Raw genomic sequence first — 25391 nt, 5'->3', positions numbered from 1 at the left:
ACCGCTAAGCTCCGCGCGCCGATCGTCGGCTGTGGAGATGAGACCGTGACGCTTACGCCGCCCCTGCCCTCCCTTCGACTCGACGGCAAGCGAGCACTGATCACCGGCGCCGGCCGCGGGATCGGAGCGGCGGGCGCGGCGGTGTTCGCCCAGGCGGGCGCTCACGTCACCCTGTGCGCGCGGACGGGCAGCGAGCTGGAGGCCAGGGTCGCGGAGATACGGGAGGCCGGGTTCGAGGCGGACTGGTTCGTGCTGGACGTCAACGACATCGCGGCCGTGCGCCGGGAGATAGCGGCGCGCGGGCCGTTCGACATCCTGCTGAACAACGCCGGGGCCAATCGTATCCGGTCGATCACCGAGGTTACGGAAGAGGACTATGACGCGGTCCTGAACCTGAACCTGAAGGCCGCGCTGTTCGTGGCGCAGGCGGTGGCCAAGGGACTGCTGGAGGCGGGCAAGCCCGGATCGATCATCAACGTCTCATCGCAGATGGGCCACGTCGGCGGCGGCGGACGGTCGCTGTACAGCGCCTCGAAATGGGGGCTGGAAGGCATGACCCGCTGCATGGCGATCGATCTGGCGCCGCAGGGCATCCGGGTGAACACCATCTGCCCGACCTTCATCGACACGGCCCTGACCCGGCCGATCCTGGATACGCCCGGCACGCGCGAGCACGTGCTGAGCCGGATCAAATTCGGCCGGCTGGGGCGGATGGAGGAGCTGACGGGTCCGCTGCTGCTGCTGGCGTCGGACGCCTCGAGCCTGATGACCGGCAGTTCGGTGATGGTCGACGGCGGCTGGACGGCGGACTGAGGCTCAGGCCTGCAGCGTGAGACGGCGGGACTACGCCGGTCAGGCTGCAGTCCCGCTCCGGGTGTCCTTGTAGATCGTCCCGTCCTTCACGATGACCGTGAAGTTGTTCGGGTCGGCGATGAGGTCCAGGTCCGCTGTGGGGTCGCCGTTGACGACCAGCATGTCCGCCATCGCGCCCGGCTCGATCACGCCCAGCTTGCCCGGATAAGGATTGCGCGGGCCAGACAGGGCCATCAGCTCGCCGTTCCCCGATGTGGCCATCTGCAGGGACTCGGCAGGGCTGTACCAGTTCGTCATGCGCGCCAGCATCAGTCCCTGCCGGTGCAGGATGTCCGGCGAGAACAGCAGGTCGGTGCCGAACGCCGTTTTGATCCCGTGGCGGCGCGCGAGGGGATACATCGTCCGCGTCCCCTCAAGGACCTGGAGCAGGTTGACCCGGCTCTGGCCCGTCAGGGGCGCCTGGTCCTCCTCGCTGAAGAACGGCTGGGTGCTCAGCCAGGCGCCGCGCTCAGCCATCATCCGCGCCGTGGCCTCGTCCATCAGGTGGCCGTGCTCGATGCACTGGGTCCCGGCCGCCAGCGCCCGCTGCATCTGTTCGGGCGGATAGGCGTGGACGGTCAGATAGGTCCGGCGGTCGGCCGCCGTCTCCACGCCGGCGCGGAACTCGGCCTCGCCATAGGTGAACATGTCCAGGGTGGTGCGCGGCGAGGATACGCCGCCGCCGCCGACCATCTTGATCTGGGTCGCGCCTTGCATCAGCTGCTCGCGCGCCCGCAGCCGCACCTCGTCGGCCGTGTCGGCGATGCTGCCGCCGCCGATGTGCTCCATATGGCTGAGCCGGCCGCCAGGACTGCGCGGGATATCCTCTAGAGGCCGCATGTCGCCGTGTCCGCCGGTCGTGGTGATCATGGTGCCGGACGGATAGATGCGCGGCCCGGTGGCCATGCCCCGGTCGATGGCCTGGGCGAGCGCGAACGACGGTCCGCCCAGGTCGCGCACCGTCGTGAAGCCGCGCATCAGGGTGCGCTCCGCCTCGGCGCTGGCGGCCAGGAAGATGAAGCCGATGTCGGCGGTGGTCAGGGCCATCAGCGGCAGGGCGGCGAACATGGTGTGCCAGTGGGCGTCGATGAGGCCGGGCATCAGCACCCCTCCCCCGCAATCGATCACCCGCGCGCCGTCAGGCGGGGCGGCGTCTCCCTCGATGATGCGGCTGATGCGGTTTCCCTCGACCAGCACCTGGACCCCGCCGCGCGTGCGCGACGCCTTGCCGTCGAAGAGCATGCAGTTCCGGAACACCATTGGCGGGGACGGCGCCTGCGCCCGCGCCTTGCCCGTCAGGCCCAGCGCCGCGAACGAACCGGTCGCCCCGGCGATGAAGCCGCGGCGGGACAGCTCGGCGGTCATGCGGTCAGAAGCGAATTTCAGCTCCGGTCGGCAGCAGCCGCAGCCGGCCGCCGCAGAGTTGGGGAGGTCGTCGGTCGAGCAGGTGAACACGGTGCGCTCTCCGCCATTTGCCGCGGCGAACAACAACGGCCGCGCTCGCATGAAGCCGGGCGCAGCCTGACTTAGGTATCAGGTGAAACCCCGAGGCCCGTTGCGAGGACCGGCGACACCGCTGTTGCGGTTGCCGGAAGGCGCCTACTGGCGGGTGTCCGGGCGGCCGGGAGATGCCCGCTCGCCGGGGCCCGCGGGGACCTCGGAGGGCGAATCCCGGCTGACCGGGAGGGTGGCCTTCAGTCGGAAGCCGCGATCCAGCGCGCCGATGACCAGTTCGCCACCCAGCTGTTCCAGCCGCGCCTTCATGCCGGGGATGCCGACGCCGGTGGCGCCGCGGGCGAGGATCTTGTCGATGTGATCGGCGCTGCCGCCGACGCCGTTGTCGATCACCTCGAGCTCGATCTCGCGTCCGCGCCGCACCAGTCGCGCGTCGACCGTGGTCGCCCGGGCGTGGCGGTGCACGTTCATCAGGGCTTCCTGGGCGATGCGGAAGAGCGTCAGTTCCGAGACAGGCGCAAGCGTCGGCATCGGCTCGATGGTCAGGCGAATGTCCAGGCCCGTGCGGGCGCCGAAGCCGGTGGCGAATTTCCCGATCGCGCCGGCGAGGCCGAGCCGTTCGAGGTCCGGCGGATGCAGCAGGTAGGAGAAGGTCCGCACCTCTTCATGGGCGGCGCGCAAGGCGACCTGGATGTCCTCGACCGCATCGGCGGGCAGCGGCGTGGCGCTCTCGCGCTGCAGCCGGGACATGGTCAGGTCGATGACCACCAGATGCTGGGCCATGGAGTCGTGAAGCTCGCGCGCGATGCGGCGGCGCTCGTCGATCTCGGCCTTCATGACGGCGGCGGCCAGGCGGGTGGTGGCCTGGGCCAGTTCGTGATGCTCGGTGACGTCGCTGGCGAAGCCGAGGATCTGACGCACGGCGCCGTGGCTGTCGCGATTGAGGATTTGCTCGCGCACCTCGATCCAGCGCCAGCTGCCGTCGCTGTGCCGCATGCGGGTGGTCACCGTCGAGGTGTGGCCGTCCGGCGCGGAGGCGAGGCTGCGCCGGTGGCCGAGGAAGCGTTGCAGGTCGTCGGGATGAACCAGGCCGCGCGCCGGGCGGGAGCGGGTCTGGGCCCCCTCCTCCGAGAAGCCGAGCAGGACCGAGAGCTTCAGTCCGACCGATGGGGAACGGTCGTAGATATAGGTGGTGCCGGCGCTGATCAGGTTCAGGTGATCGAACAGGACGCGACGCCAGGATCCGGTCGAATCCGCCCGGTCGGTGGCCGGCGCGACCTCGATCACCACCGCACCGGAGGCCGTGGGATGAAGCCGGAACCGCATCCGACGGGCGCGCCGCCGCGCTACCCGGACGGTGGCGGTGGCCTCGGCCACGTCGGCGCCGTCGGCGATCCGGTTGAAGGCCAGCTCGAGCGGCAGATGAGCCTCGAGGGGAAGCACATCCTCCATGCGGCGGCCGACCACTTCGGGGCGACTCCACTCAAGCGTGTGGAGGAGGCCGTCGCTGACCTTGGCGAAACGGGGGCCGCTGACGGAATCCGCGACGAGCGCCATCGGGGCGTCGAGCCCTGAAATCCAATCGAAATCGGAAGCTTTGCTGTATTCAGCTAAGCCATTAAAGCCGAATCGGCGCTCCGGCGTGGCAAAAACAGGGCTTTCTATGAGCCCAACCGGAAGATTGTCGTTTGATCCGGACGACCTCATGCCGACCGCCTAGCATTCGAGGGGAGGAACGGGATTAACTACAAGTAATTCAGGACACCTTGAAGGCATCATATCAGTGATTGAACCCATATACTACCTAGGGACTATCAGGTAGGGTGCAGATCGGCGAGCACTCATGAGGGCTGGGCATGCTACGCGTACTGATCGCGGACGACCACGAGATCGTCCGACGCGGCGTTCGTGATGTAGTTGAAAATCACCTCGGCTGGGAGGTGTGCGGGGAGTCGTGCCACGGCTCCGAAGTGCTTGCGATGGCGCAGGAACAGCGGCCCAACGTGGTCGTCCTGGACGTGTCCCTGCCCGGCCTGAACGGCATCGCCGTCACCCGACAGATTCGGCACGCACTTCCCGCTACGGAGGTGCTGCTGTTCACGATGCACGACGACGACGAGACGGTGGCCGGCGGGCTGGCGGCGGGCGCGCGCGGGTACCTGCTGAAGTCGGAAGGCGAGACGCAGCTGGTGGCGGCGATCTCGGCGCTGGGGACGCACCGGCCCTACTTCTCGCCCGCGGTGGCGGAGATGCTGCTGGAGGCCGCGGTCCACGAACGGAAGAAATCCCGACTGGAAAGCTTCACCCTGCGGGAGCTTGAGGTCGCCCAGCTGATCGCCGAGGGCGGAAGCAACAAACAGATCGCGCGGCGCCTGGGCATCAGCATCAAGACGGTGGAAAGCCACCGCGCCGCGGCCATGCGCAAGGCGGGCGTACGCACCGCGGCGGAGTTCGTCCGCTTCGCCATCAAGCACAATTTGATCCAGGCTTAACCTCGTTGGTCGGGGTTCGACCTGATTGGTCTGAACCTCTGCGGCTGGGATTATCGTCGGTCCGACAGGAGGCCGGCGATGACCATGACCGATCGCCCAATGGATACCGAGGAAGCGTTCGAGATCGCCTTTGACGGCTATCTGGCCGGCTACCCGCTCGTAACGCTCGATTCCGCCCGCCGACGGCATCCGGCGGGACCCAACAGATTCGTTCACGCGAGGCCCGGCGAGGCGGTCGGCCTGTGCTCTCCCAATCCGCATGTGGTCTATTCAAGCGCATGGCTGGACCTGAGGGGCGGGCCGGTGGTGATCAGCCTGCCCGAGCTTCGCGCTCGCCATTTTGTGATGCCGATGATGGACGCCTGGGGCGAGATCTTCGCATCGCTGGGCGTGCGCCGGCGCGGCGCGGGCGCGCAGCATCTGGTGGTCGTCGGCCCGGGATGGAGCGGCAGCTCAACCGACGATCTGCCCGTCGTCCGGGCGCCGACCAACGCCGTCTGGCTTCTGGGGCGCACCCTGATCGACCCGCTGGACGATATCGATGACGGGCCGTGGAACGACTATTTCCTGACCCCGAAATGCCTGCGCAGCGGGATGGTGGCGGACGCGCCCGAGGCCGAGTGGGAGCCATGGCCGGCGTCGGTGGAGCCGCCGGACGCCGAGGACTTCCTGGACCGGCTGGCCGCCCTGATGACCCGCCATCCGCCCGGGGTGTTCCGCAGCGCCCTGGGCCGCCGCCTGGCCCGGCTGGGCGTCAGCGGCTCAAGGCCGTTCCGGCTGGACGACCTCCCTGCGGATGTGGCGGCCAGCGTGCGCGAGGGCGTGGCGGCCGCGCACAACAGCATCTCCGAGTCCGCATGGCCGGAAGCGCCGGGCTCCGATCACTGGAACAGGCTGTCCCGTCCCGGCGGAGGGCGACTGAGCCCGCTGGAGCGCGCCGCCATCATCCGCCGCGGCTTCGGATTCAATCTGCGCGACGACGCCGTCTACTACACAGCGTGCGAGGACGCCGCCGGAGCGGCGCTTAACGGCGAGACCGGATACCACCTTCATTTCGAGCCCAAGGGGATGCCGCCCGTCGGCGCCTTCTGGTCGATGGCGGCCTACGATGAAAAGGGACACCTTCCCGCGGCGGGCGCGGGCGATCAGGTCGGCCTGTCCAGTCGCGACCCCCTCCGCTTCAACCCGGATGGATCGCTGGATGTCCGGATCCAGACGCAGCGCCCGACCGGACCGGCCGGCGCAAACTGGGTGCCCGCGCCAGCAGGGCGTTTCCGGCTGATTTTGCGGACCTGGCAGCCGGGAGCGACGGTCCTCGACGGCCGGTGGACTCCCCCGCCCCTAAGGCGTGTCACGGCCGGAGACCGGAGGCCGCACCGGAAACGCCTGAGCGAATCCGTAGGGGTAGGGTCAGGCGCCCCCCATTCCGCCCCAGGGCATCTGCCCGATATCGGAAGGGACTGGATGGCGCCATTGTAATCGAACGCATTGATGGCGATCGCCCCCCGACCGCCTGCTCGCAGGCCGCCATCAGTGCTCAGGGCCGTCTTCCACCATCTCGATCGAGCTTGCAGGAAGGCTCGGGCGGAAGACGGCCCGTCGGGGATTCCAGCCCAATCAGGACGATGAAGGCCCGCGTGAAACAACGCCCTGGGAACAGCCAGAGGTCGCGTCGGGGTTTCGCCTGATCGTCCCGCCCTCGCCTCCCCGCCATGTTGAAAGTCCGCTTTTCGGACCGGGAGCTATTCCTCCGGCTCCATGACCTCCCGTGGCGAAACTCACGCGGCCCCGTTCTCCTGCGGGGCCGCCTTTTTCGCGCGCGGCGCGCCATCCCAGGGTAACGCCTGATAGCGCCCCCGTGGGACGGGATGCCAAATCCGTATCTGACACGGAGGCGAGGCATGACGGTGCAGACGGGCGTGAAGGAAAAGTCGCCGGAAGGCGCCCCCGTAAGGCCGGGCATGATCCGGATCGAGGGCGCGACCTTCCGGATGGGTTCTGACGAGCACTATCCCGAGGAGGCCCCGGCACGGTCCGTGCAGGTGGACGGCTTCTGGATCGACAGCCATCCGGTGACGAACCGGCAGTTCAGGGCCTTCGTCGAGGCGACCGGCTGGAAGACCGTGTCCGAACGCCCCGTCGACCCGGCGCTGTACCCCGGCGTCGATCCCGCCCTGCTTGGGCCGTCGTCGATCGTCTTCGTGCAACCGCCGAGGGGGCAGCCGCTGCGGGACGGCGAATGGTGGCACTACATCGCCGGCGCCGACTGGCGACACCCCGCCGGACCGAGAAGCTCGCTGGAGGGGTTGGACGATCACCCGGTGGTCCACGTCGCCTGGGAGGATGTGGCGGCCTATGCCCTGTGGGCGGGCGCGGACCTGCCCACCGAGGCGGAATGGGAGCTGGCGTCGCGCGGCGGTCTGGACGGCGCGGCCTACGCCTGGGGCGAAGAGCTGACGCCGGACGGCAAACATATGGCCAACGTCTGGCAGGGCCCCTTCCCGATCTTCAACTACACGGAGGACGGCTGGCCGAGGACGTCGCCGGTCGGCACGTATCCGCCGAACGGCTACGGCCTGTACGATATGATCGGGAACACCTGGGAGTGGACCCGCGACTTCTGGTCGGCGACCAATCCGAAGGCGCCGACCAGCGCCTGCTGCGCGGCGAAGAACCCGCAGGGCGGATGCGCGACGATGAGCTACGACCCGGCGGCGGCGCATCTGAAGATTCCGCGGCGCGTGCTGAAGGGCGGCTCGCACCTGTGCGCCCCCAACTACTGCCGCCGCTACCGGCCGGCCGCGCGGCACGCCCAGGCCGAGGACTCCGGCGCGTCGCACGTGGGTTTCCGCGTGGTGATCCGCGACTGACGGCGAAGGCTCACTCTGTCGCCGCTTCGCCTTCCAGCCTCATGGCCCGCGCCGCCTCGAGGTCCCGCTCAAGGAACAGGTTGAGGATGGTCCGGATGGCGGCGATGGCCGCCAGCTGTCCGATCTCTTCCCAGTTGGGAGCCACGATCGTGTCGGCGATGTCAGCCGCGAGGGCGAACTCGAGGGCCAGGACGATGGAGGCCGCGAAGCCCAGCCAGATGTCCTTCTTGAGCCGTAGATCGCTGTAGGCGCGCCAGTTCCTGGCGACCCTGACCACCGCCGAGAGGGCGGCGACCGCCAGGATCACGACCGCCACCGCCTCGCAGACGGTCGCCACGTGGGTGGCCAGTGCATCGACGACGGCTTCCATGCGAACCTCCGATGAAGGCGCCGAGGGGACCCGAGCGGCAGGCCGGGCACCATCGGCTGAACACCCAGGTTCAAGGCGGAAATACCCGGTCACCGCCAAGCCGTTCCTGGCCCCGGGGGAACCGGGCTCTTCCATGCTGCAGGTCGGGGTTTCCCCCGAGGGACGCCTGGCCTGCCGCATTGCAGGTTCCAGTCAGGAGTTTGCCATGACCCGTCACTTTGCTGCGCTCGCCAGCCTTGTCGTCGCCCTGACCCTGGCCTGGGCCACACCGGTGCTGGCGGCGCTGCCGTCGTGGAACGACACCGCGGCGAAGCAGGCGATCCCGCATGAGGCCTCCCCCGCCCGCGCCCCAGGGCTTCACCTGATCCCGTCGTCCCTGAGCGGCCGATAAGCCTTCAGCCCCTTCCCCGGAGAACAGTCATGCCAAACGGAAAACCCAACATCCTCGTCATCTGGGGCGATGACATCGGGATCAGTAATTTGAGCTGTTATAGCAAAGGGTTGATGGGCTACCGGACGCCCAACATCGACCGGATAGCCGACGAGGGCATGCTGTTCACCGACAGCTATGGCGAACAGAGCTGCACGGCCGGCCGGTCGTCCTTCATCACCGGCCAGAGCGTGTTGCGGACCGGGTTGTCGAAGGTGGGCGCCCCTGCCTCGCCTGTCGGCATGCCGGAGGGCGTGGTGACAATCGCCGGGCTGCTCAAGGAACAGGGCTACAAGACGGGGCAGTTCGGCAAGAACCACCTCGGCGACCTGAACCACATGCTGCCCACCAACCACGGCTTCGACGAGTTCTTCGGCAACCTCTACCACCTCAACGCCGAGGAAGAGCCGGAGATGTACGACTACTATCCGGAAAAGGACTTCCCGAACTTCCGCAAGAACAGCGGCCCGCGCGGCGTGATCCACTCCTGGGCCACCGACAAGGACGACACCACCACCCACGAGCGCTGGGGCAAGGTGGGCAAGCAGAAGATCGAGGAAACCGGCCCCCTGACCAAGGAGAGGATGGAAACCTGCGACGACGAGTTCGTCGAGCACGCCACCCGCTTCATCAAGGAAGCCAACGACGCCGATACGCCCTTCTTCGTCTGGCTGAACACGACGCACATGCACATGTTCACGCACACCAAGAAGTCGAGCCTGGGCCAGGCGGGCCGCTGGCAGTCGCCCTACCACGACACCATGATCGACCATGACAAGAACGTCGGTCAGATGCTCGACCTGCTCGACGAACTCGGCCTGGCCGAGGACACCATCGTGGTCTACTCGACCGACAACGGCCCGCACCGCAACAGCTGGCCGGACGGCGGCATGACCCCCTTCCGCAGCGAGAAGAACTCGAACTGGGAAGGCTCCTGTACGGAGCGTGGGGTCTGGCGGGCAAGTTCGCCGACACGTTCAAGGACTTCCCGCCGATCCAGAAGCCCAACACCTTCACCATCGACGACGCGATTGCGAAGATGGCCGAGGCCCAGGGCGGCGGCTGATCTCGCCGCGTAGCATGTGCTTGTCGAAGGCCGGCGGGAAACCGCCGGCCTTCTGCATTTTCAGAGTGGAGTAAGGCGTAGAGGCCGGGCGCATAGGGTGCAGACCCGATGCCCTGCAACGGCGCGGCGTGGTGTCTCTAGGTCGTCAGAACACGGATTCGCCAGCAGCACACCCGATGACAGTCCCCCTTCCCTCCTGGCGTCCCGGCGTGATCCGCGACGCGCTCGTGGATTTCGTCGACGCTGTGACCACGCCGGACACGCCGACCTTCGTTCCCGAGCGGGAGCGGATCGCCGTGTTCGACAACGACGGCACCCTGTGGTGCGAACAGCCGGTGCAGGTGCAGGTGGCGTTCAGCCAGGCGCGTCTGAAGCAGATGGCCCGGACCAATCCGGCCATGGCCGACAAACAGCCCTACAAGGCGTTTCTCGAGCACGACCTGCCGACCATCCACGCCCTGGGCAAGAAGGGCGTCTTCGAGGTCGCATTCGCCGTCCACGCGGGCATGACCGTGGACGCCTTCATGCAGTCGGCGGGCGCGTGGCTGGCCGACGCCCGGCACCCGCGGTTCGGACGGCGTTACGTCGACCTGGTCTATCAGCCCCAGCTGGAGCTGATGAGCTATCTGAGGGCCAACGGATTCCAGACGTGGATCGTCTCGGGCGGCGGGGCGGACTTCATCCGGCAGTTCGCAGAGAAGACGTACGGCGTGCCGCCGTCGCAGGTGATCGGCAGCACGGTGCGCACCCAGGTCCAGGACGTGAACGGGCGGCTGGATCTGTTCAAGCTGGCCCAGCTGGACACCTTCGACGACCGCGAGGTGAAGGTGGAGAGCATCGGTCTGCACATCGGCCGGCGGCCGATCTTCGCCTTCGGCAACTCGGACGGCGACCTGTCGATGATGCGCTACACCCTGTCGGGACCGGGCCGTCGGCTGGCGCTGCTGCTGCATCACGACGATGCGGAACGCGAGGTCGCCTACGACCGCGACTTCCGGCTCAGCCCGCTGGTCGAGGCGCTGGATCACGCCGACGCCTATGGGCTGCGGTGCGTCAGCATGGCCCGGGACTGGGCGACGGTGTTTCCACCGGAGCAAGAGACCGGCGGCAAGGGCGCCGAGGCGCGGAACGGGGCCCGGCGGGCCGCCTGAGGAAAGGATGTTTCTGGGGATCGCCCGGGACGTCGCTCAGGTCTTCACCTGATTACGCCCAAGCCATCATGGGTTGAGAACTGCGGTATCTCGCAGCGAGGACCCTACGATGACCTTCCCATCTGTTCGCACGGCAGCGACGGTCGTCGCTGTTTCCCTTCTCAGCCTCACGGCCTGCGGAACGCCGGCTGGCGACGTGTCGGTGCTTCAGTCGAGCACCCAGTCCGTGATCCCGGGTTCCACCTACGCCTGGGCGCCCTTCGACCCGACGGTCCGGAGCTCCGCGGATCCGCGCGTCGCCAACGACATCATCCAGCAGCGCATCACATCCGCCTTCGACGCGGCGATGGTGGCCCGCGGCTTCCAGCGGGTCTCGGATCCGCAGCAGGCGACACTGCTGGTTTCGTACCATATCGGCCTTCAGGACCGGACCGAGGTGCGCGCCGACAATTTCGGCGGCCCGCCGATGGGAGCGTGCGGCTTCCGCGGCTGCATGGGCGGCTGGGGCTGGTACGGCGCCCCGACGCTGAACGTCGACACGATCAACTACACCCACGGCACGGTGATCTTCGACATCGTCGACCGGGCTTCGGGCGAGCTGGCGTGGCGCTCCACCTCGCAACAGCGAGTGGATAGCGGCGACGCCGACCAGGCCCGTCTGAACGCCATCGCCGACGACATGCTGCGCTCGCTGCCGCGCAACACGCCGGCGAGCTGAGTCCGGTCCCGTACGCCGGTGCGGATTTTGTCGGTCCGCACCGCGGCGGCTCTCGGGGTTTCGCCCGATGGGCCGCCTTCAGGGCGGCGAGGATAATGCCGACAGTCCCGAAATCCGGGACGAAAGGAGCCGCCATGAAGGGGTTCGCGCCCGTCATCCTCGCTGTCGGTTCGGCCCTCTGGCTGGGCGCCTGCGAGACCACGGGGCCCGAGCTCACCGTGACGCAGGCCAGCGCCATCGCGCCGGGCTCGACCTACGCCTGGAAACCCATCGAAAGCGTCGTCGAGCGGGGCGCCAATCCCGCGGTGACCAATGACCTCGTCCAGTCGCGGATCAAGACCGCCGTCGAGGAAGGTCTGGCGGCCAAGGGCTTCCGGCAGGTGTCCGATCCGGACGAGGCGACGCTGCTGGTGGCCTACTTCATCGGCCTGACGCCGCACTCCGACGCCCGCGCCGCCTATGACGGGCCGGTCGGCCCGGCGGCATGCGGCTTCAGTGGCTGCGTGCCGGGCTGGGGGGTCTACGGCTACCCGTCCATGACCGGGATGACGGTCAACTACACCGATGGAACGGTCATTCTGGACCTCGTCGACCGGGCGTCGAACCAGCTCGCCTGGCGGGCGGTCTCGAAACAGCGCGTCGACAGCACCTCCATCGCCCAGCCCCGCCTGAACGCCATCTTCGCCGAGATGATGACCAGTCTTCCCGGCGAGTCCCGATGAGGAATCCCATGATGCATGCATCCCTTCCCGCCCTGGCGCTCGCCGCAGTACTGACCGCCGCCGCGCCGTGCGCCCTCGCCCAGACGACCGATGCGGCGGCAACTGCCGCGCCAGCGGCCACCGTCGATCCGGAAGCCGTCGCCGCGCTGCACCGCATGGGCGCCTACCTCGGCACGTTGCAGAATTTCGAAATCACGGCCGAGACCAGTCGGGAGCTGATGCTGGGGGCGGACCAGAAATTCGACCTGGATGGCGTCACGACCTATCGGGTCCGACGGCCCGACCGACTGTTCGTCGAGAACAATACGTCGCGGAAGCAGCGGCAGTTCATCTATGACGGCCAGCATTTCACGGTCTATGCGCCGACGCGCAGCTACTATGCGACCGTCGATGCGCCGCCGACCATCGGCGAACTGCTGGACGTCGCGGCCGAGCAATACGGGGTCGAACTGCCCCTCGAAGATCTGTTCCACTGGGGCGATCCGGCTAACCTGCCGCAGGACTTCGAGTCCGCCGTCCACCTCGGCACGGCCATGGTCGACGGGGTGCAGACCGATCAGTACCTCTTCCGCCAGCCCGAACTCGATTGGCAGATCTGGATCCAGCAAGGGTCCGAGCCGCTGCCCCGGAAGATATCGATCGTCGACCGGACCGATCCGACCCTGCCGAAGTACACGGCGACGCTCGGCTGGAACACCAATGCGGCCTTCGACGCCCGGACGTTCGCCTTCGCGCCGGACGCCGACGACCAAGCCATCCAGTTCAGGTCAGAGTGAGGAGCGCGCCATGAAACTCTCGAAATCAGGGCTCGCCACCCTCGCAGCCAGCATCACCTTCCTTGTGGCCGCGCCGGCGTTTGAAGCCGCTGACGCCCAGGTGCGCGGCGGCGGCCGGGGCGGTGTCAGTCGCGGCGGTGGCGGCGGCCACGGCGGCATGAGCCGTGGCGGCGGCGGGGGTCGAAGCGCCGCCAGCCGGCCCGCCCGGTCTCCCTCGGCCGGAACCGCCCAGCGGGCCCGGCCGTCAGGCGGTCAGAGCCGCCCGGCCGCAGCCGCAGGCACGCGCGACCGCGGAGGCGCAGGAGCCGCCGCCCGGGAAAGGCCCGGCGGCGCCGGGGCCGGAACCCGCGAAAGGCCGGCGGCCGGAGACCGTACTCCCAACAGGGATCGGCCGGGCGGCGACGGAAACCGGATCAATTCCGGCGACGGCAACCGGATCAACACCGGCGACCGGGAGGTCAACCGGGGCGACCGGGTTCGCGATCGGGAGACAAACATCGATCGCGGCGACATCAACATCAACAACGACATCGATATCGACGGTGATCACGGCTGGGACTGGGATGACGGCTGGGGCGATCACCCGATCGCCGCAGGGGTCGCTTTCGGCACCGCGGCGGCCTGGACCTCGGCCGTCGTCGGCTCGATGTTCTACAGCATCCCGCCAGCGTGCTCGCCGTACTACGGGTCGTACTATTACTGCGACGGTCACTACTATCAGCCGCAGTACCAGGGAGACACCGTGGTCTACGTCGTGGTGGACGACCCCGCGCAAAGCGTGACCGTGGTTCAGTAGGCGCACCCTGAATGGCGTCACCTGTATCGCACCCCCGTTCCACCCGTCAGACGGGCGGAGGATGGCGGCTGGCCGGGGTCGCAGTCGCCGCCGCCGTTATCGCCGCGCCCTTCGCTGCCCAGGCGCAGGAGCCGGAGACGGGCGAACATCCGCCAGGCAGCGACGCCGACCTGGCGGCCAAGCTGTCGAACCCTGTGTCGAGCATGATCAGCGTGCCGATCCAGTGGAACTACGACTGCTGCATCGGACCCAATGACGGGGCGCGGATGACCGTCAACGTGCAGCCGGTGATACCCGTGCCGCTGAACGACGACTGGAACCTGGTCGTCCGGACCATCCTGCCGATCGTCTACCAGCAGAGCACGGCGCCCGGCGTCCCAAGGACCACGGGGATATCGGACATCACCCAGAGCTTCTTCTTCACGCCGTCCCACACCCGCAACGGCGTGACCTGGGCGGTCGGGCCGGTGTTCCTGTGGCCGGTCGGGACGGAAGAACTGGGGACGCAGAAATGGGGCGCGGGTCCCACGGGCCTGCTGCTGAAACAGGATGGCGGTTCGACCTACGGCGTCCTGGCCAACCACATCTGGTCCTACGCCGGCGACGACGATCGCGGGGACGTCAGCCAGACGTTCCTGCAGCCGTTCTTCTCGTACACGACGCGCGGCGCGACGACCTACGGCCTCAACAGCGAAGCGACCTACAACTGGGAGACGCGGACCTGGAGCGTGCCGATCAACGCCACCATCAGCCAGCTCTACAAATTCGGCCAGCAACGGGTTCAGGTCGGAGCCGGCGCCCGATTCTATCTGACGGACGAGGTCGGCGCCCCGACGTGGGGCCTGCGGGCGAACGCGACCTTCCTGTTCCCGCAGTAGGGCCGGCTGGTCAGGCGGCGGCGCGCCCGGCCTTTTTCGCGGTGCGCTTGATCCAGGTCTTGTAGAGCGTGCCGATGACCAGGCCGACCATCAGGAACAGCAGGATGGCGGCCTGGACGCGCCGGTCGGTGAAGTGGGCCGCGGCGAGGGACATGGCGATGCCAGGGTGGCGGACCGAGGCGGCGATCGCCAACGTGGCCCGGTCCATCAGTTCAGGCCCGCCCAGAATATGCCCGCCGACCAGGCTGACGATGACGAGGATCACCATGGCCAGCAGGGTCCCGTTGCCGATCAGATTGGTCATCGGCGGCCAGACCGACACGATGATCGGCAGGAAGGCCAGCACCACCAGCAGCATGCTGAGCTTGTAGAGAACCGGCGCGGCCTGGGCGGCGAATTTCGGCGAGAACTGCCGGATCAGCAAGCCCACGACAAGGGGGACCAGAACACCTGAGGTGACCGTCCCTGCGATGCTCTCGACCGATGCCGTATCGCTGCGGCCGAACAGGTAGGCGGCGATATTGAACACCACCGGAACCGAGACCACCGTCAGCAGGGCCATGGCGACGTAGACGCCGTAGGCGTACTCCTTGCGGGCGCCGACCCCGATCTCCTGGCCGGGCACCAACGGCGGCACGGGCGCGACCGCCATGAGCATGATCCCCGCCTTCACCGCGGGGGTCAGCGGCAACATCCAGACCAGCAGGCCAGCCGCGATCGGGGGAATGACCATGACGGCGAGGACCGCGCGGGCCAGCAGGCCAGGCCGGCGCAGCACGTAGATCAGGTCGCCCCTGCCGGAGTTCAGAGCCACCGTCATGACCAGCCCGCCAAGGCTGATCGTGAGGAGCAAGGGGACCAGTTGCTTGACGAATTCCATGACGGCCTCCGGCGGTGCGATAGGGCCGGACTGTCAGCGGCGGCCTGGTCCGCGACAATCGGGAGAAACCCTTAGGATCGCGGCCCCGGCGCCCTTGTCGACGGCCGGAGTGTTCGACTCGTCGGCGCAGGGTCTATGGTCCGGCCGCGGTCGCCGGACGGGAGTGGTGGAATGGGCGTTGGAGAGATCGGCTGGCGCTTCTGGATCGACAGGGGCGGCACCTTCACCGACGTCGTGGCGCGGGCGCCGGACGGGCGGCTGACGACGAAAAAGCTGTTGTCGGTCAATCCGGAACAGTATGCCGATGCTGCGGTCGAGGGCGTGCGGCGGGTGCTGGGCGCGGGGCCAGGTCCCCTGCCCGCGGGTCAGGTCGAGGCGGTGCGGATGGGCACCACGGTGGCGACCAACGCCCTGCTGGAGCGCAAGGGCGAACCGACGGTTCTGGCCATCACCAAGGGCTTTGGGGACGCGCTGCGGATCGGCTGGCAGAGCCGGCCGGAGCTGTTCGTGCGGCACATCAAACTGACGGATCAGCTGTACGACGGGGTGGTCGAGATCGACGAGCGGGTGACCGCTTCGGGGGCTGTGGACAAGTCTGTGGATAGCGACGCGACGCGGTCGGCGTTGCAGGCGGCGTTCGATGCGGGCTTCCGGTCGGTCGCCATCGCCCTGGTGCACGGCTGGCGGTTTTCGGACCATGAGCGGCAGGTGGCGGAGATCGCGCGGGCGATCGGCTTCACCCAGGTGTCGGTGAGCCATGAGGTCGGGGCGCTGATCAAGCTGGTCGGGCGCGGCGATACGACGGTGGCGGACGCCTATCTGTCGCCGATCTTGCGGGCCTATGTCGACCGGGTGGGGGCGGACCTGGGCGAGGCCACGCCCCTGCTCTTCATGCAGTCGAACGGAGGGCTGACGGCGGCGGGGGCGTTCCGGGGCAAGGACGCGATCCTGTCGGGACCGGCGGGCGGCGTGGTCGGCATGGCCGAGACGGCGAAGGCTGCCGGGTTCGAGCGGGTGATCGGCTTCGACATGGGCGGGACGTCGACCGACGTGTCGCATTTCGCCGGCGAGTACGAGCGGACGTCGGACGCTGTGGTGGCGGGCGTGCGACTGCGGGCGCCGATGCTGTCGATCCATACGGTGGCGGCCGGCGGCGGGTCGATCTGCCGGTTCGACGGCTCGAGGCTGAGGGTCGGGCCGGAGTCGGCGGGGGCCGTGCCGGGGCCGCGAGCCTATCGGCGCGGCGGGCCGCTGACGGTGACGGACTGCAACGTCATGCTGGGCAAGCTGAGGCCGGAGTTCTTTCCGGCGGTGTTCGGCCCGGGGGCGGACCAGCCGCTGGACGCCGATGCGGTGCGCGAGGCGTTCGATGCGCTGGCGGCGGAGGTGACGGCGGCGACCGGGCGCGGGACGACGCCCCAGGCGCTGGCCGAGGGCTTCGTGACCATCGCGGTGCAGAACATGGCCGAGGCGATCAAGTCGATTTCGATCCAGCGCGGCTATGACGTGACCCGCTATGTGCTGAATTGTTTCGGCGGCGCGGGCGGGCAGCATGCGTGCCTGGTGGCGGACGCGCTGGGCATGACGACGGTGATGCTGCACCCGTTCGCGGGCGTGCTGTCGGCCTATGGCATGGGGCTGGCCGAGGTGCGGGCGATCCGCCAGGCGACGGCGGCCGAGCCGCTGGAGCGCGGGCGCGACGCGGCGATGGCGGCGCGGGTCGAGGCGTTGGCCGAACAGGCGCGCGAGGAGCTGCGGGCCCAGGGCTTCGGTGAGCACCGGATCTCGGTGACGGCGCGGGCGGAGATCAAATTCGCGGGCTCGGACACGCCGCTGACCGTGCCGTTCGGCCCGGCGGCCGAGATGACGGCGGCGTTCGAGGCGCTGCACCGGCGGCGCTTCGGCTTCTTCGCCGAGGGCAAGGCGCTGGTGGTCGAGACGCTGGAGGCCGAGGCGACTGGATCGTCCGGCCAGACGGCGGGCGGCGGCGAGGTCGATGGAACGACGCGGGAGCCCGGGGTGGTGACGCGGACGCCGGTATGGATGGCGGGCGAACGGCACGAAGCCCCGGTCTATCGCCGCGAGGACTTCGGGCCCGGCGCGGCGGTGGACGGGCCGGCGGTGATCCTGGAGGACACGGGCACCACCGTGGTCGAGCCGGGCTGGCGCGCCTCGGCGGACGCCGGGCTGAACCTGATCCTGCAGCGGGTGGTCCCCCTGCCCGCCCGCGTGGCCATCGGCACCCATGCCGACCCGATCCTGCTGGAGGTGTTCAACAGCCGCTTCATGGCGGCGGCGGAGCAGATGGGCGAGGCGTTGAGGGCCACGGCCTACTCCGTGAACATCAAGGAGCGGCTGGATTTCAGCTGCGCGGTGTTCGACGCCGGCGGGGCGCTGATCGCCAATGCGCCGCATATTCCGGTGCACCTGGGCTCGATGGGCGAGAGCATCCGGACGGTGATCGGCTCACGCGGAGGCGGCGCCGACGGGCGCGGCATGAAGCGCGGCGACGTCTATATGCTGAACGCGCCCTACAACGGCGGGACGCACCTGCCGGACATCACGGTGATCATGCCGGTGTTCCTGGAGGCGGACGCGACGCCGGCCTTCTTCGTGGCGGCGCGCGGGCACCATGCGGATGTGGGCGGGATCACGCCGGGCTCGATGCCGCCGACCTCGAAGACGGTCGAGGACGAGGGCGTGCTGATCGACGACTTCCTGCTGGTCGACGCCGGGACGCTGCGGGACGCCGAGACGCGGGCGCTGTTCGCCTCGGGACCGCATCCGTCGCGCAACGTCGACCAGAACATGGCCGACCTGAAGGCCCAGGTGGCGTCCTGCGCGCGCGGCGCCGACGAACTGGCGCGGATGGTCGGCGAGTTCGGACGGGCGGTGGTCGCCGCCTACATGGGCCACATCCAGGACAACGCCGAGGAGGCGGTGCGGCGCGCCATCGCCGCGTTGAAGCCGGGATCATTCGAGCTGGAGATGGACGACGGGGCGATGATCCGTGTGCGGATCGACGTGGATGCGACGGCCCGCAGCGCCGTGGTCGACTTCACCGGCACCAGCGGCCAGCGGCCCAACAATTTCAACGCCCCGCTGTCGATCACGCGGGCGGCGACGCTGTACGTGTTCCGCACCCTGGTGGACGACGCCATTCCGCTGAACGAGGGCTGTCTGAAGCCGATCGAGCTGATTGTGCCGGAGGGCTCGATGCTGAACCCGCGCTATCCGGCGGCGGTGGTGGCGGGCAATGTCGAGACCAGCCAGGCGGTGGTGGACACGCTGTACGGCGCGCTGGGCGTGCTGGCGGCCAGCCAGGGGACGATGAACAATTTCACCTTCGGCGACGCGACCCGGCAGTACTACGAGACCATCGCCGGCGGCTCGGGCGCCGGACCGGACTTCGACGGCACGGCGGCGGTGCAGACGCACATGACCAACAGCCGCCTGACCGACCCGGAGGTGCTGGAGACGCGCTTCCCGGTGCTGCTGGAGAAATTCTCGATCCGCCGCGGCTCAGGCGGCGCGGGCGCCCACCGCGGCGGCGACGGAGCGGTGCGGCGGGTGCGCTTCCTGGAGCCGCTGACGGCGGCGATCCTGTCGAACCATCGGCGCACGGCTCCGTTCGGCGTCGACGGTGGGGAACCGGGCGCGGTCGGGATCAACCGGATCGAACGGGTGGACGGCGCGATCGAGGCCCTGGGCGCGACGGCGGAGGTCGAGATGGCGGCGGGGGACGTGTTCGTGATCGAGACGCCGGGCGGGGGCGGGTTCGGGCGAGGGTGAGGACGAAGCCCGGCGGCGCCCGACGGGCCTCAACCGCTTCACGAGGCGCTAGAACGGGAAGAAGATCGAGATCGCGATAATCGCCGTAATCCAGGTGACGATGTTCAGCGGAACGCCGACGCGGACGAAATCCATGTAGCTGTAGCCGCCCATCTGAAACACGAGAACGTTGGTCTGGTAGCCGAAGGGAGTCGCGAAGGCGGCGGATGCGGCCATCATGACGCCGACCAGGAACGGTCGCGGGTCGACGCCGAAGCTCTCGGCGATGGCCACGGCGATCGGCGTGATGAGAACGGCGACGGTCGCGTTGGACAACAGTTCGGTGGCGAGCAAGGTCACGCCATACAGCACGATCAGCGCGCCCAGTGGGCCGAATGGACGGATGAGATCGATCAGTTGGGCGGCGCCTGCCGCGGCCAGGCCCGTCACCTCGATGGAGATGCCGACGACCACCATTCCGGCGATCAGCAGGAGTATCTCCGGTCGCAGTCCGGCATAGGCCTCTTCCGGGGTTATGACTTTCAGCAGGATCAGGGCGACCGCGCCCGCGAACGCGGAAGCCGCGATCGGCGCCAGACCCAGTCCGGCCGAAACGACCACGGCGACGAAGACGGTCAGCGAGATGAGCGCGCGTCGAAGGTCCAGGGGTCGGTCGGCGGCGCCGAACAGCTCCACATCTCCCAGATGTGCATCGCCCGAGCCATCCTCATTCGTTCGCGCCTCGCCCAGCCGCGGCAGTTTGAATGGCAACCGCCACCGAATGCGCGTCGAGGCGTCGGCCTGTCGGCGCAGCGCCTCCGCCTCGGCCAGACGCACTTGCTCGGCTTCCTCCACGCTCGCCCGCCGACCCAGCTGCCGGGCCCCGACCAGGAAGAGCCATAGTCCGCCGACCAGCGCGATCGTCAGCCCGACGGGCGTAATCTCGAAAAGCGTGAACACCGGCTGGCCCGCGTTGCGCGCCATGTCGTTGACCAGCAGGTTGGTCGACGTGCCGATCAGGGTCAGGAGCCCGCCCAGAACCGAGATATGGCTCAGCGGCATGAGGAAGCGCTTGGGCGACAGCTTGAGAGACTGGCTGACGTCGCGGACCACCGGCGCAGCCAGCACAACGACGGGCGTATTGTTCAAAAACCCGCCCAGGACGCCGCAGAACCCCAGGACGACCCAGATGCCAAGCGAACCGATCCGGATCGCCAGGCGTGTCGCCTGGCGGATCATCAGACCCAGCAAGCCCGACAGCTCGATCGCATAGGCGATGACGAAGAGCCCGGCCAGGGCGATGACGGCGGGGCTGGCGAAGGCGGATTGCACCTCGACCGGGCGCACCACGCCAAGAAGGAGCAGAGCCGCCGCACCGGAAAGCGCCACCACGTCCGAGCGCACCCGGCCATGGATCAGAACCCCGACGACGGTCACGAGCACCACCAGCGCGGCGATCTGATCGAAAGGCATGCGCTGTGCTGCGGCCGTCGTGGCGCTCAGTCAACCTTTCTCACACGCGCTGCCTTTGCCGTAAGATCGCGTGCTAGTGTGTATCGATGCGGAAGCTTCCATATTTCGCGTGGCTCATCGCGGCGCTGATCCCGGCGTCCTGCGACAGACCAGCCGAACCCGCGTCGCCCGGGACCGTTGAGGCTGCTCCGCCGGCGCCCGCGACGCCGACTCCGGACGTCGTTCCCCAACGGCTGGGCCGGGCCGACCTGCTCGCCGCTGTGGAGCAGGCGGCCTCCGACTACGCCGCCGGGAAGGCTCGCGACGGAGCCGATCCGCTGACCGGCAGGGCCTTCGTCCTGGACCTCGCCTTCGGGTGTAACGGCCCCACCCCTGCGGATGCCGCGACCGACGGACTCCCGGGTTGGTCATGGGGGCGGGACCGCAAAGCCATCGAGATATCACTGGCGCCCGCCGCATGGACGGATTCCCCGCTCGTTGGGGGCGCCTCCGGGGACGGTTGGGAAGCCGTCGAGGGCTTCTGGATCGCGCGCCCCTGGATGAGGGCGGACGGGTGTCCCGGGGCGGCTGTGGAAGCCCCCGCGGCTCCGACCATCGGCTCCCCCCAGACGGTAGGACTGGCCGCCGTATTCGAAGCGGACGGCTCGCGGCTGGGGCGTCGCAACGGCCGGGCCTATCGCCACACGATCAGGCCGGTCGAGGCCGCGACGGTCTCCGCAACGGAGGGCTACCGCCTCCGGCTGGAAGGACGATTCGCCTCATTTGCAGATGGAGGCGCCGTCCGATGCCAGGCGGCGAGCACGGCCCGACGTCCCGTCTGTGTCGCCGCCGCCCAGCTTGATCGCGTCGCCTTCACCACCGCCTCCGGGGAGATATTGAGCGAATGGCGGCCGGATTGACGACTTTGAACGGCAGTGGCCGTTGCGGCGCCTCCGGGCCCGGAGGCATTCGGTGATCGGCGAGTTGTCCCGCACGGTAGCCGTCGTTCTCGGCCTTTGGCTCGTCGGCGTGAGCGTCTTCATGTTCGTATCGCCCGCTCGAGCGGTGGCGGCGCTGGCGAAGATGGGCGGGTCCGCCACAATCCATTTCGGGGAATTGGGGCTCAGAACCGTCGGCGGCATAGCCCTGATCCTGGCGGCTTCCCTGTCCCGGTTCCCGGAGGTGATCGCCGCCATCGGCTGGTTCCTGGTGGCCTCAGCCCTCGTCCTGATGGTCCTGCCCCGGCGCTGGCATGCGGCCTATTCCCAGTACTGGGCCCGCCGTATCCGGAGCATGACGGTCCGGCTGGCGGCGTCAGCATCCGTGATCGCCGGCGGCGCACTGATCTGGGCGGTGATCTGAAGCCGGCCCGGGTTCAGGCCGCCATCACGCTCGCAATCGTCGCTCGCAAATTCGCGCCCGAAATGGGCTTGAGCACCAATGCATCGCCGAGATCGCCGACGCTGGTCAGCGAAACAATATTCTCCGACATGAGTATGGTCGCCATGTTCCACCGGCCTCGAAGAGACCTGGCCAGATCCAGTCCGTCCGCTTCACCCGCGAGATCGACATCGATCATCGCGAGATCGATCTGGTGCAGGGCGGCTGAAACTTCCGCCGTCTCCGCGCTGTCGAAAGACCCGATCACCCGGTGTCCGGCGCACGAGAGCTCGGCCAGCAGGTCGGAGGCCGTTTGCGGATCCTGTTCGACCACCATGATGGTCAGCGGAGAAGAGGTCGCTCCCTCGCCGGGCGTCACGACGAGGAGCGCCCGCACCTCCGCCCAGACCTGCGCCGGCTCCTTGTCGGTAGGCAGATCGAAGATCCGCGCAAGGGCGGCGAGTTCTGACTTCTGATCCGAATAGAGTGTATGGGCGGCATCGGTCAGAAGCGGGTCGAATATTTCACAGAGGCGATCAAGTCCGCGGACAGTCTGGCCGCGAAGATCAGCTTCGGTTTCCTCATCGTGACGGTCCGGCATGCTCAGTCCCCCTTACGCTAGCGCCGGTAGCGACTAACAGTCATGACTCGGGATTGAAAACCGTCCTGACGCCATCGTTACGAAGCCTGACAATATGGTGAGACGAGCACCCAGCCGCCCATGACGCCGCACCGGTCGTCCTGTTCGAGGAAGGCGCGGCCGTCAGCCGCCGCCTGAAACCAGCACGGCGCCGAAGAGCGGCGGCAGGGTGAGGCGGACCGTCGCCCCTGCCCGCACCGTCTCGCCCGTCAGCGCATCGACCCAGGCGCGGCCGGAGAGGTCCGCCGGGAGCGCGACCTCGATCACCCGCTCCGTCTCTGCGTTGTTGACGGCGATCAGGGCGACGGTGCCGTCCAGCGTGCGGGAGGCGACGACGGTGTGCGCGTCGACGTGCAGCGGGGTGCCGAGATCGCCGAGGGCGAGGATGGGATGCTCCTTCCGGAGCGAGAGAAGCCGCCGGATGTCCGCATACATCGCCAGGTCCGGCTGGCCGCCCTGGTCCGCCCAGGGGTAGGTGCGCCGGTTGTCGGGGTCCTCGCCGCCGGTGACGCCGACCTCGTCGCCATAGAAGACGGTCGGCGCGCCCGGCCAGGCGACCTGCATCAGCACGGCCAGACGGTAGCGACGCCGGGCGTCGGCCGCCTTCACCGGATCGTCGCCGTGATCGCCCAGCAGCCAGAGGCTGCGCGCCGTGTCGTGGGTCGAGAGCAGGTTCATCGAGGCGCGCAGCGAGGCGGCGGGGTACAGCTCGCGCATCAGTTCGATGTTGCGGTAGTCGCCGGCGACGACTCCACCCCCGGCGATATCCAGGGCGGCGTTGCGGAAGATGTAATTCATCGTCCCGTCGAAGGTGTCGCCGAGGAAGTATTTGGAGGAGTCGAACCAGGTCTCGGCGATGGTCACGGCGTCGGGATCGCGAGCCTTCACCGCCGTGCGCCACTCGCGCCAGAAGTCGTCCGGCACCCAGGGCGCGACGTCCATCCGCCACCCCGAGGCGCCCCGGTCGAGCCAGAGACGGGTGACCGAGTCCGGCGCGCCGAAGACGAAGGCGCGGTAGGACGGCGAGGCCTCGTTCAGCTCGGGCAAATCACGGGCGCCGGTCCAACCGCTGTAGCGGTTGTCGGGATCGGCCTGCGTGGGATCCAGCCGGTACCAGTCGGCGTAGGGGCTGTCGGCGCGGACCTCGCCGCCCTCCAGCGCCCCGACGCCCGGGTGTTTGGCGAAGCGATCGAAATACAGGCTGTCGCGGCCTGTGTGGTTGAAGGAAACGTCAACGACCACGCGAATGCCGCGTGCGGCCGCCTCGCGCGTCAGCCGCTCGAAATCGGCGTTCGAGCCGAAGGCGGGATCGACGTTGCGGTAGTCGCCTGTGTCGTACTTGTGGTTGCTGGCCGCGGTGAAGATCGGCGTCATGTAGAGCGCGGTCACGCCCAGGTCGGCCATATAGTCGAGCTTGTCGATGATCCCGGCCAGATCGCCCCCGAAGAAGTCGTTGCCGCCGGACGCATCCGAGCCGTCGCCGGAGCCGGGACGGAAAGGTCGTTCACTCCAGGCCCCGTGGACCTCGGCCGACCGGTTCTGGAAGGTGTTCGGGCCGGGCTGGCGGTCGTTGGACGGATCGCCGTTGCGGAAGCGTTCGGGGAAGACGTAGTACCAGACCGCCTGCTGCGACCAGGTCGGGACGGCGAAGTCGCGCGCGTGCACGGTCAGGCGAAAGCGGCGGATGGCGGCGGGATCGGCGGGCGGGTCGGTGGCCACGCCCTCGCCGTTGGCGCCGCGTTCGCGGGTCCAGTAGATCGGCGCGGAGTTGTTCTGATAGACGAACGTTCGGCCGTCGAGCTCGACCTCAAACCAGTAGCCGTAGATCCCGGAGCCGTCGAAGGCGCGGTGCGCGGACCAGCGGCCGTCGGCGCCCCGGGTCATGGGAAGACGATCGACTTCGCTGTAGGCGAGGACGTCCTGGTTGCCCTCCAGCCTGCGGGTCTCGACCACCAGGGTGACCCGGTCCGCCGCCGCCGGCGCGTCGAGGGCGAACGCCACGTCCTGACCGTCGGTGACGGCCCCGAAGGGAGACTTGTAGCGGACGTCGCGGCTGTCGTGGCGCAGCTCGGCGGCGCGGGGATCCGACAGCGGTTCGACGCGAGGCGACGCCCGCTCCACCGTCAGCACCGGCTGATCGCCGTCGGGTCTGAGGCGCAGGGTGCTCCACCCGTCGAAACGAACGCGGAGATTGTCGGAGCCGCCGCGGTCGGCGCGCGCCACCCGTAGCGCGCCGTCAGGGGCCTCGCCGCCGCGGGGGGCCGCGAAGGTGGACTGGTCCGCCCAGGCGGCGTCGGCGATCTTGAAGTCCTGGGCGCCCTGCAGCTCGGCGGTGACCGCATAGGCGTCGCAGTCCCAGGCCATGGCGTACTCGTCCACCGCCGCCCAGCCGCTCATCGCTCCGCGGAGATACAGCGGGGTCTCGCCGAAGGGCGGCGCGGTGCAGAGATCGGCCGACGGCTCAGGACCCGTGGTCTGTTCAGGACCGGTCGCGCAACCGCCGAGGACAGCCGCCAGAAGCGCCGCCGCAGCGACCCCGCGCTTGACTGAAATGCTCATCGACCTGCCTCCCGAACCAGCGATGGACCCTGCCCGTCGCCGCAAACGGCTGCAAGCAAGAGGGACGCCCGGCGCCGGACACAGTTGGTTTCCGCCAAAGACACACACCACACGGGCTGAAGTCCGGCCTGCA

The 25391-nt window shown here is 68.6% G+C and carries 21 protein-coding genes; 14 read left to right on the top strand and 7 right to left on the bottom strand.

What is annotated here, in order from left to right:
* Positions 1-45 precede the first annotated feature (45 nt).
* A complete protein-coding gene (locus GGR12_RS08535; RefSeq protein ID WP_183204003.1) occupies positions 46-813 on the top strand; it encodes an SDR family oxidoreductase in 768 nt (255 codons plus the stop codon).
* A 39-nt stretch (positions 814-852) separates the two neighbouring features.
* Here the strand turns inward: GGR12_RS08535 and GGR12_RS08530 are convergent, their stop codons facing one another.
* A complete protein-coding gene (locus GGR12_RS08530; RefSeq protein WP_221212305.1) occupies positions 853-2307 on the bottom strand; it encodes an amidohydrolase family protein in 1455 nt (484 codons plus the stop codon).
* Between the two features lie 144 nt (positions 2308-2451).
* Complete coding sequence (locus GGR12_RS08525; protein WP_183204001.1) at positions 2452-3864, bottom strand: sensor histidine kinase; 1413 nt, start codon at positions 3862-3864, stop codon at positions 2452-2454.
* Positions 3865-4163: 299 nt separating this feature from the next.
* On the opposite strand from GGR12_RS08525, the gene GGR12_RS08520 reads away from it, so the two are divergent.
* The 3 genes from GGR12_RS08520 (at position 4164) to GGR12_RS08510 (ending at position 7669) form a co-directional block, all read left to right on the top strand.
* Positions 4164-4799: a response regulator gene (locus tag GGR12_RS08520; RefSeq protein WP_221212304.1), complete on the top strand. Its 636-nt coding sequence runs from the start codon at positions 4164-4166 to the stop codon at positions 4797-4799.
* A gap of 84 nt (positions 4800-4883) precedes the next feature.
* Positions 4884-6278, top strand: a complete 1395-nt coding sequence (locus GGR12_RS08515) for a DUF1254 domain-containing protein (protein ID WP_183204000.1) — start codon at positions 4884-4886, stop codon at positions 6276-6278.
* A gap of 422 nt (positions 6279-6700) precedes the next feature.
* Positions 6701-7669, top strand: a complete 969-nt coding sequence (locus GGR12_RS08510; protein ID WP_221212303.1) for a formylglycine-generating enzyme family protein — start codon at positions 6701-6703, stop codon at positions 7667-7669.
* A 10-nt stretch (positions 7670-7679) separates the two neighbouring features.
* Here GGR12_RS08510 and GGR12_RS08505 read toward each other — a convergent pair whose 3' ends face one another.
* Positions 7680-8039 (bottom strand): DUF1622 domain-containing protein, encoded by a 360-nt coding sequence (locus GGR12_RS08505; protein WP_183203999.1) that lies wholly within the window; start codon positions 8037-8039, stop codon positions 7680-7682.
* 205 nt (positions 8040-8244) lie between these two features.
* On the opposite strand from GGR12_RS08505, the gene GGR12_RS08500 reads away from it, so the two are divergent.
* The 8 genes from GGR12_RS08500 to GGR12_RS08465 all read left to right on the top strand — a co-directional run bounded on the left by GGR12_RS08500 (position 8245) and on the right by GGR12_RS08465 (position 14576).
* On the top strand, positions 8245-8430 hold the full coding sequence (locus GGR12_RS08500; protein ID WP_183203998.1) for a hypothetical protein: 186 nt from the start codon (positions 8245-8247) through the stop codon (positions 8428-8430).
* Positions 8431-8459: 29 nt separating this feature from the next.
* Positions 8460-9548, top strand: a complete 1089-nt coding sequence (locus GGR12_RS08495) for a sulfatase-like hydrolase/transferase (RefSeq protein ID WP_221212302.1) — start codon at positions 8460-8462, stop codon at positions 9546-9548.
* Between the two features lie 163 nt (positions 9549-9711).
* Positions 9712-10686 carry an HAD family hydrolase gene (locus GGR12_RS08490; protein ID WP_183203997.1) on the top strand — a complete coding sequence of 325 codons (975 nt, stop codon included), beginning with the start codon at positions 9712-9714 and terminating at the stop codon, positions 10684-10686.
* A 109-nt stretch (positions 10687-10795) separates the two neighbouring features.
* Positions 10796-11404 (top strand): DUF4136 domain-containing protein, encoded by a 609-nt coding sequence (locus GGR12_RS08485; protein ID WP_183203996.1) that lies wholly within the window; start codon positions 10796-10798, stop codon positions 11402-11404.
* Between the two features lie 134 nt (positions 11405-11538).
* Positions 11539-12126: a DUF4136 domain-containing protein gene (locus GGR12_RS08480; RefSeq protein ID WP_183203995.1), complete on the top strand. Its 588-nt coding sequence runs from the start codon at positions 11539-11541 to the stop codon at positions 12124-12126.
* Between the two features lie 8 nt (positions 12127-12134).
* Positions 12135-12902 (top strand): DUF2092 domain-containing protein, encoded by a 768-nt coding sequence (locus tag GGR12_RS08475; protein ID WP_183203994.1) that lies wholly within the window; start codon positions 12135-12137, stop codon positions 12900-12902.
* A 10-nt stretch (positions 12903-12912) separates the two neighbouring features.
* Positions 12913-13698 (top strand): hypothetical protein, encoded by a 786-nt coding sequence (locus tag GGR12_RS08470; RefSeq protein WP_183203993.1) that lies wholly within the window; start codon positions 12913-12915, stop codon positions 13696-13698.
* 11 nt (positions 13699-13709) lie between these two features.
* Complete coding sequence (locus GGR12_RS08465; RefSeq protein WP_183203992.1) at positions 13710-14576, top strand: hypothetical protein; 867 nt, start codon at positions 13710-13712, stop codon at positions 14574-14576.
* A 10-nt stretch (positions 14577-14586) separates the two neighbouring features.
* On the opposite strand, the gene GGR12_RS08460 is transcribed toward GGR12_RS08465, so the two are convergent.
* Positions 14587-15456 (bottom strand): Na+-dependent transporter, encoded by an 870-nt coding sequence (locus GGR12_RS08460; protein WP_183203991.1) that lies wholly within the window; start codon positions 15454-15456, stop codon positions 14587-14589.
* A 171-nt stretch (positions 15457-15627) separates the two neighbouring features.
* Here GGR12_RS08460 and GGR12_RS08455 point away from each other — a divergent pair, with 171 nt between their 5' ends.
* The gene (locus GGR12_RS08455; protein ID WP_183203990.1) at positions 15628-19248 is read left to right on the top strand and encodes a hydantoinase B/oxoprolinase family protein; all 3621 of its coding nucleotides are present in this window, start codon (positions 15628-15630) and stop codon (positions 19246-19248) included.
* A gap of 48 nt (positions 19249-19296) precedes the next feature.
* On the opposite strand, the gene GGR12_RS08450 is transcribed toward GGR12_RS08455, so the two are convergent.
* Positions 19297-20700, bottom strand: a complete 1404-nt coding sequence (locus GGR12_RS08450) for an SLC13 family permease (RefSeq protein WP_183203989.1) — start codon at positions 20698-20700, stop codon at positions 19297-19299.
* A 951-nt stretch (positions 20701-21651) separates the two neighbouring features.
* Here GGR12_RS08450 and GGR12_RS08445 point away from each other — a divergent pair.
* On the top strand, positions 21652-22041 hold the full coding sequence (locus tag GGR12_RS08445; protein ID WP_183203988.1) for a hypothetical protein: 390 nt from the start codon (positions 21652-21654) through the stop codon (positions 22039-22041).
* 13 nt (positions 22042-22054) lie between these two features.
* Here the strand turns inward: GGR12_RS08445 and GGR12_RS08440 are convergent, their stop codons facing one another.
* Both GGR12_RS08440 and GGR12_RS08435 read right to left on the bottom strand, forming a co-directional pair.
* A complete protein-coding gene (locus tag GGR12_RS08440) occupies positions 22055-22660 on the bottom strand; it encodes a response regulator (protein ID WP_183203987.1) in 606 nt (201 codons plus the stop codon).
* A 162-nt stretch (positions 22661-22822) separates the two neighbouring features.
* Entirely contained in the window at positions 22823-25258 is a 2436-nt protein-coding gene (locus GGR12_RS08435; protein WP_183203986.1) for a glycoside hydrolase family 13 protein, read from the bottom strand.
* Positions 25259-25391: the final 133 nt, after the last annotated feature.

It is taken from the genome of Brevundimonas lenta (assembly GCF_014196335.1).
GTDB classification, from domain to species: Bacteria; Pseudomonadota; Alphaproteobacteria; order Caulobacterales; family Caulobacteraceae; genus Brevundimonas; species Brevundimonas lenta.
This window is presented reverse-complemented; position numbering and strand designations above follow the sequence as displayed.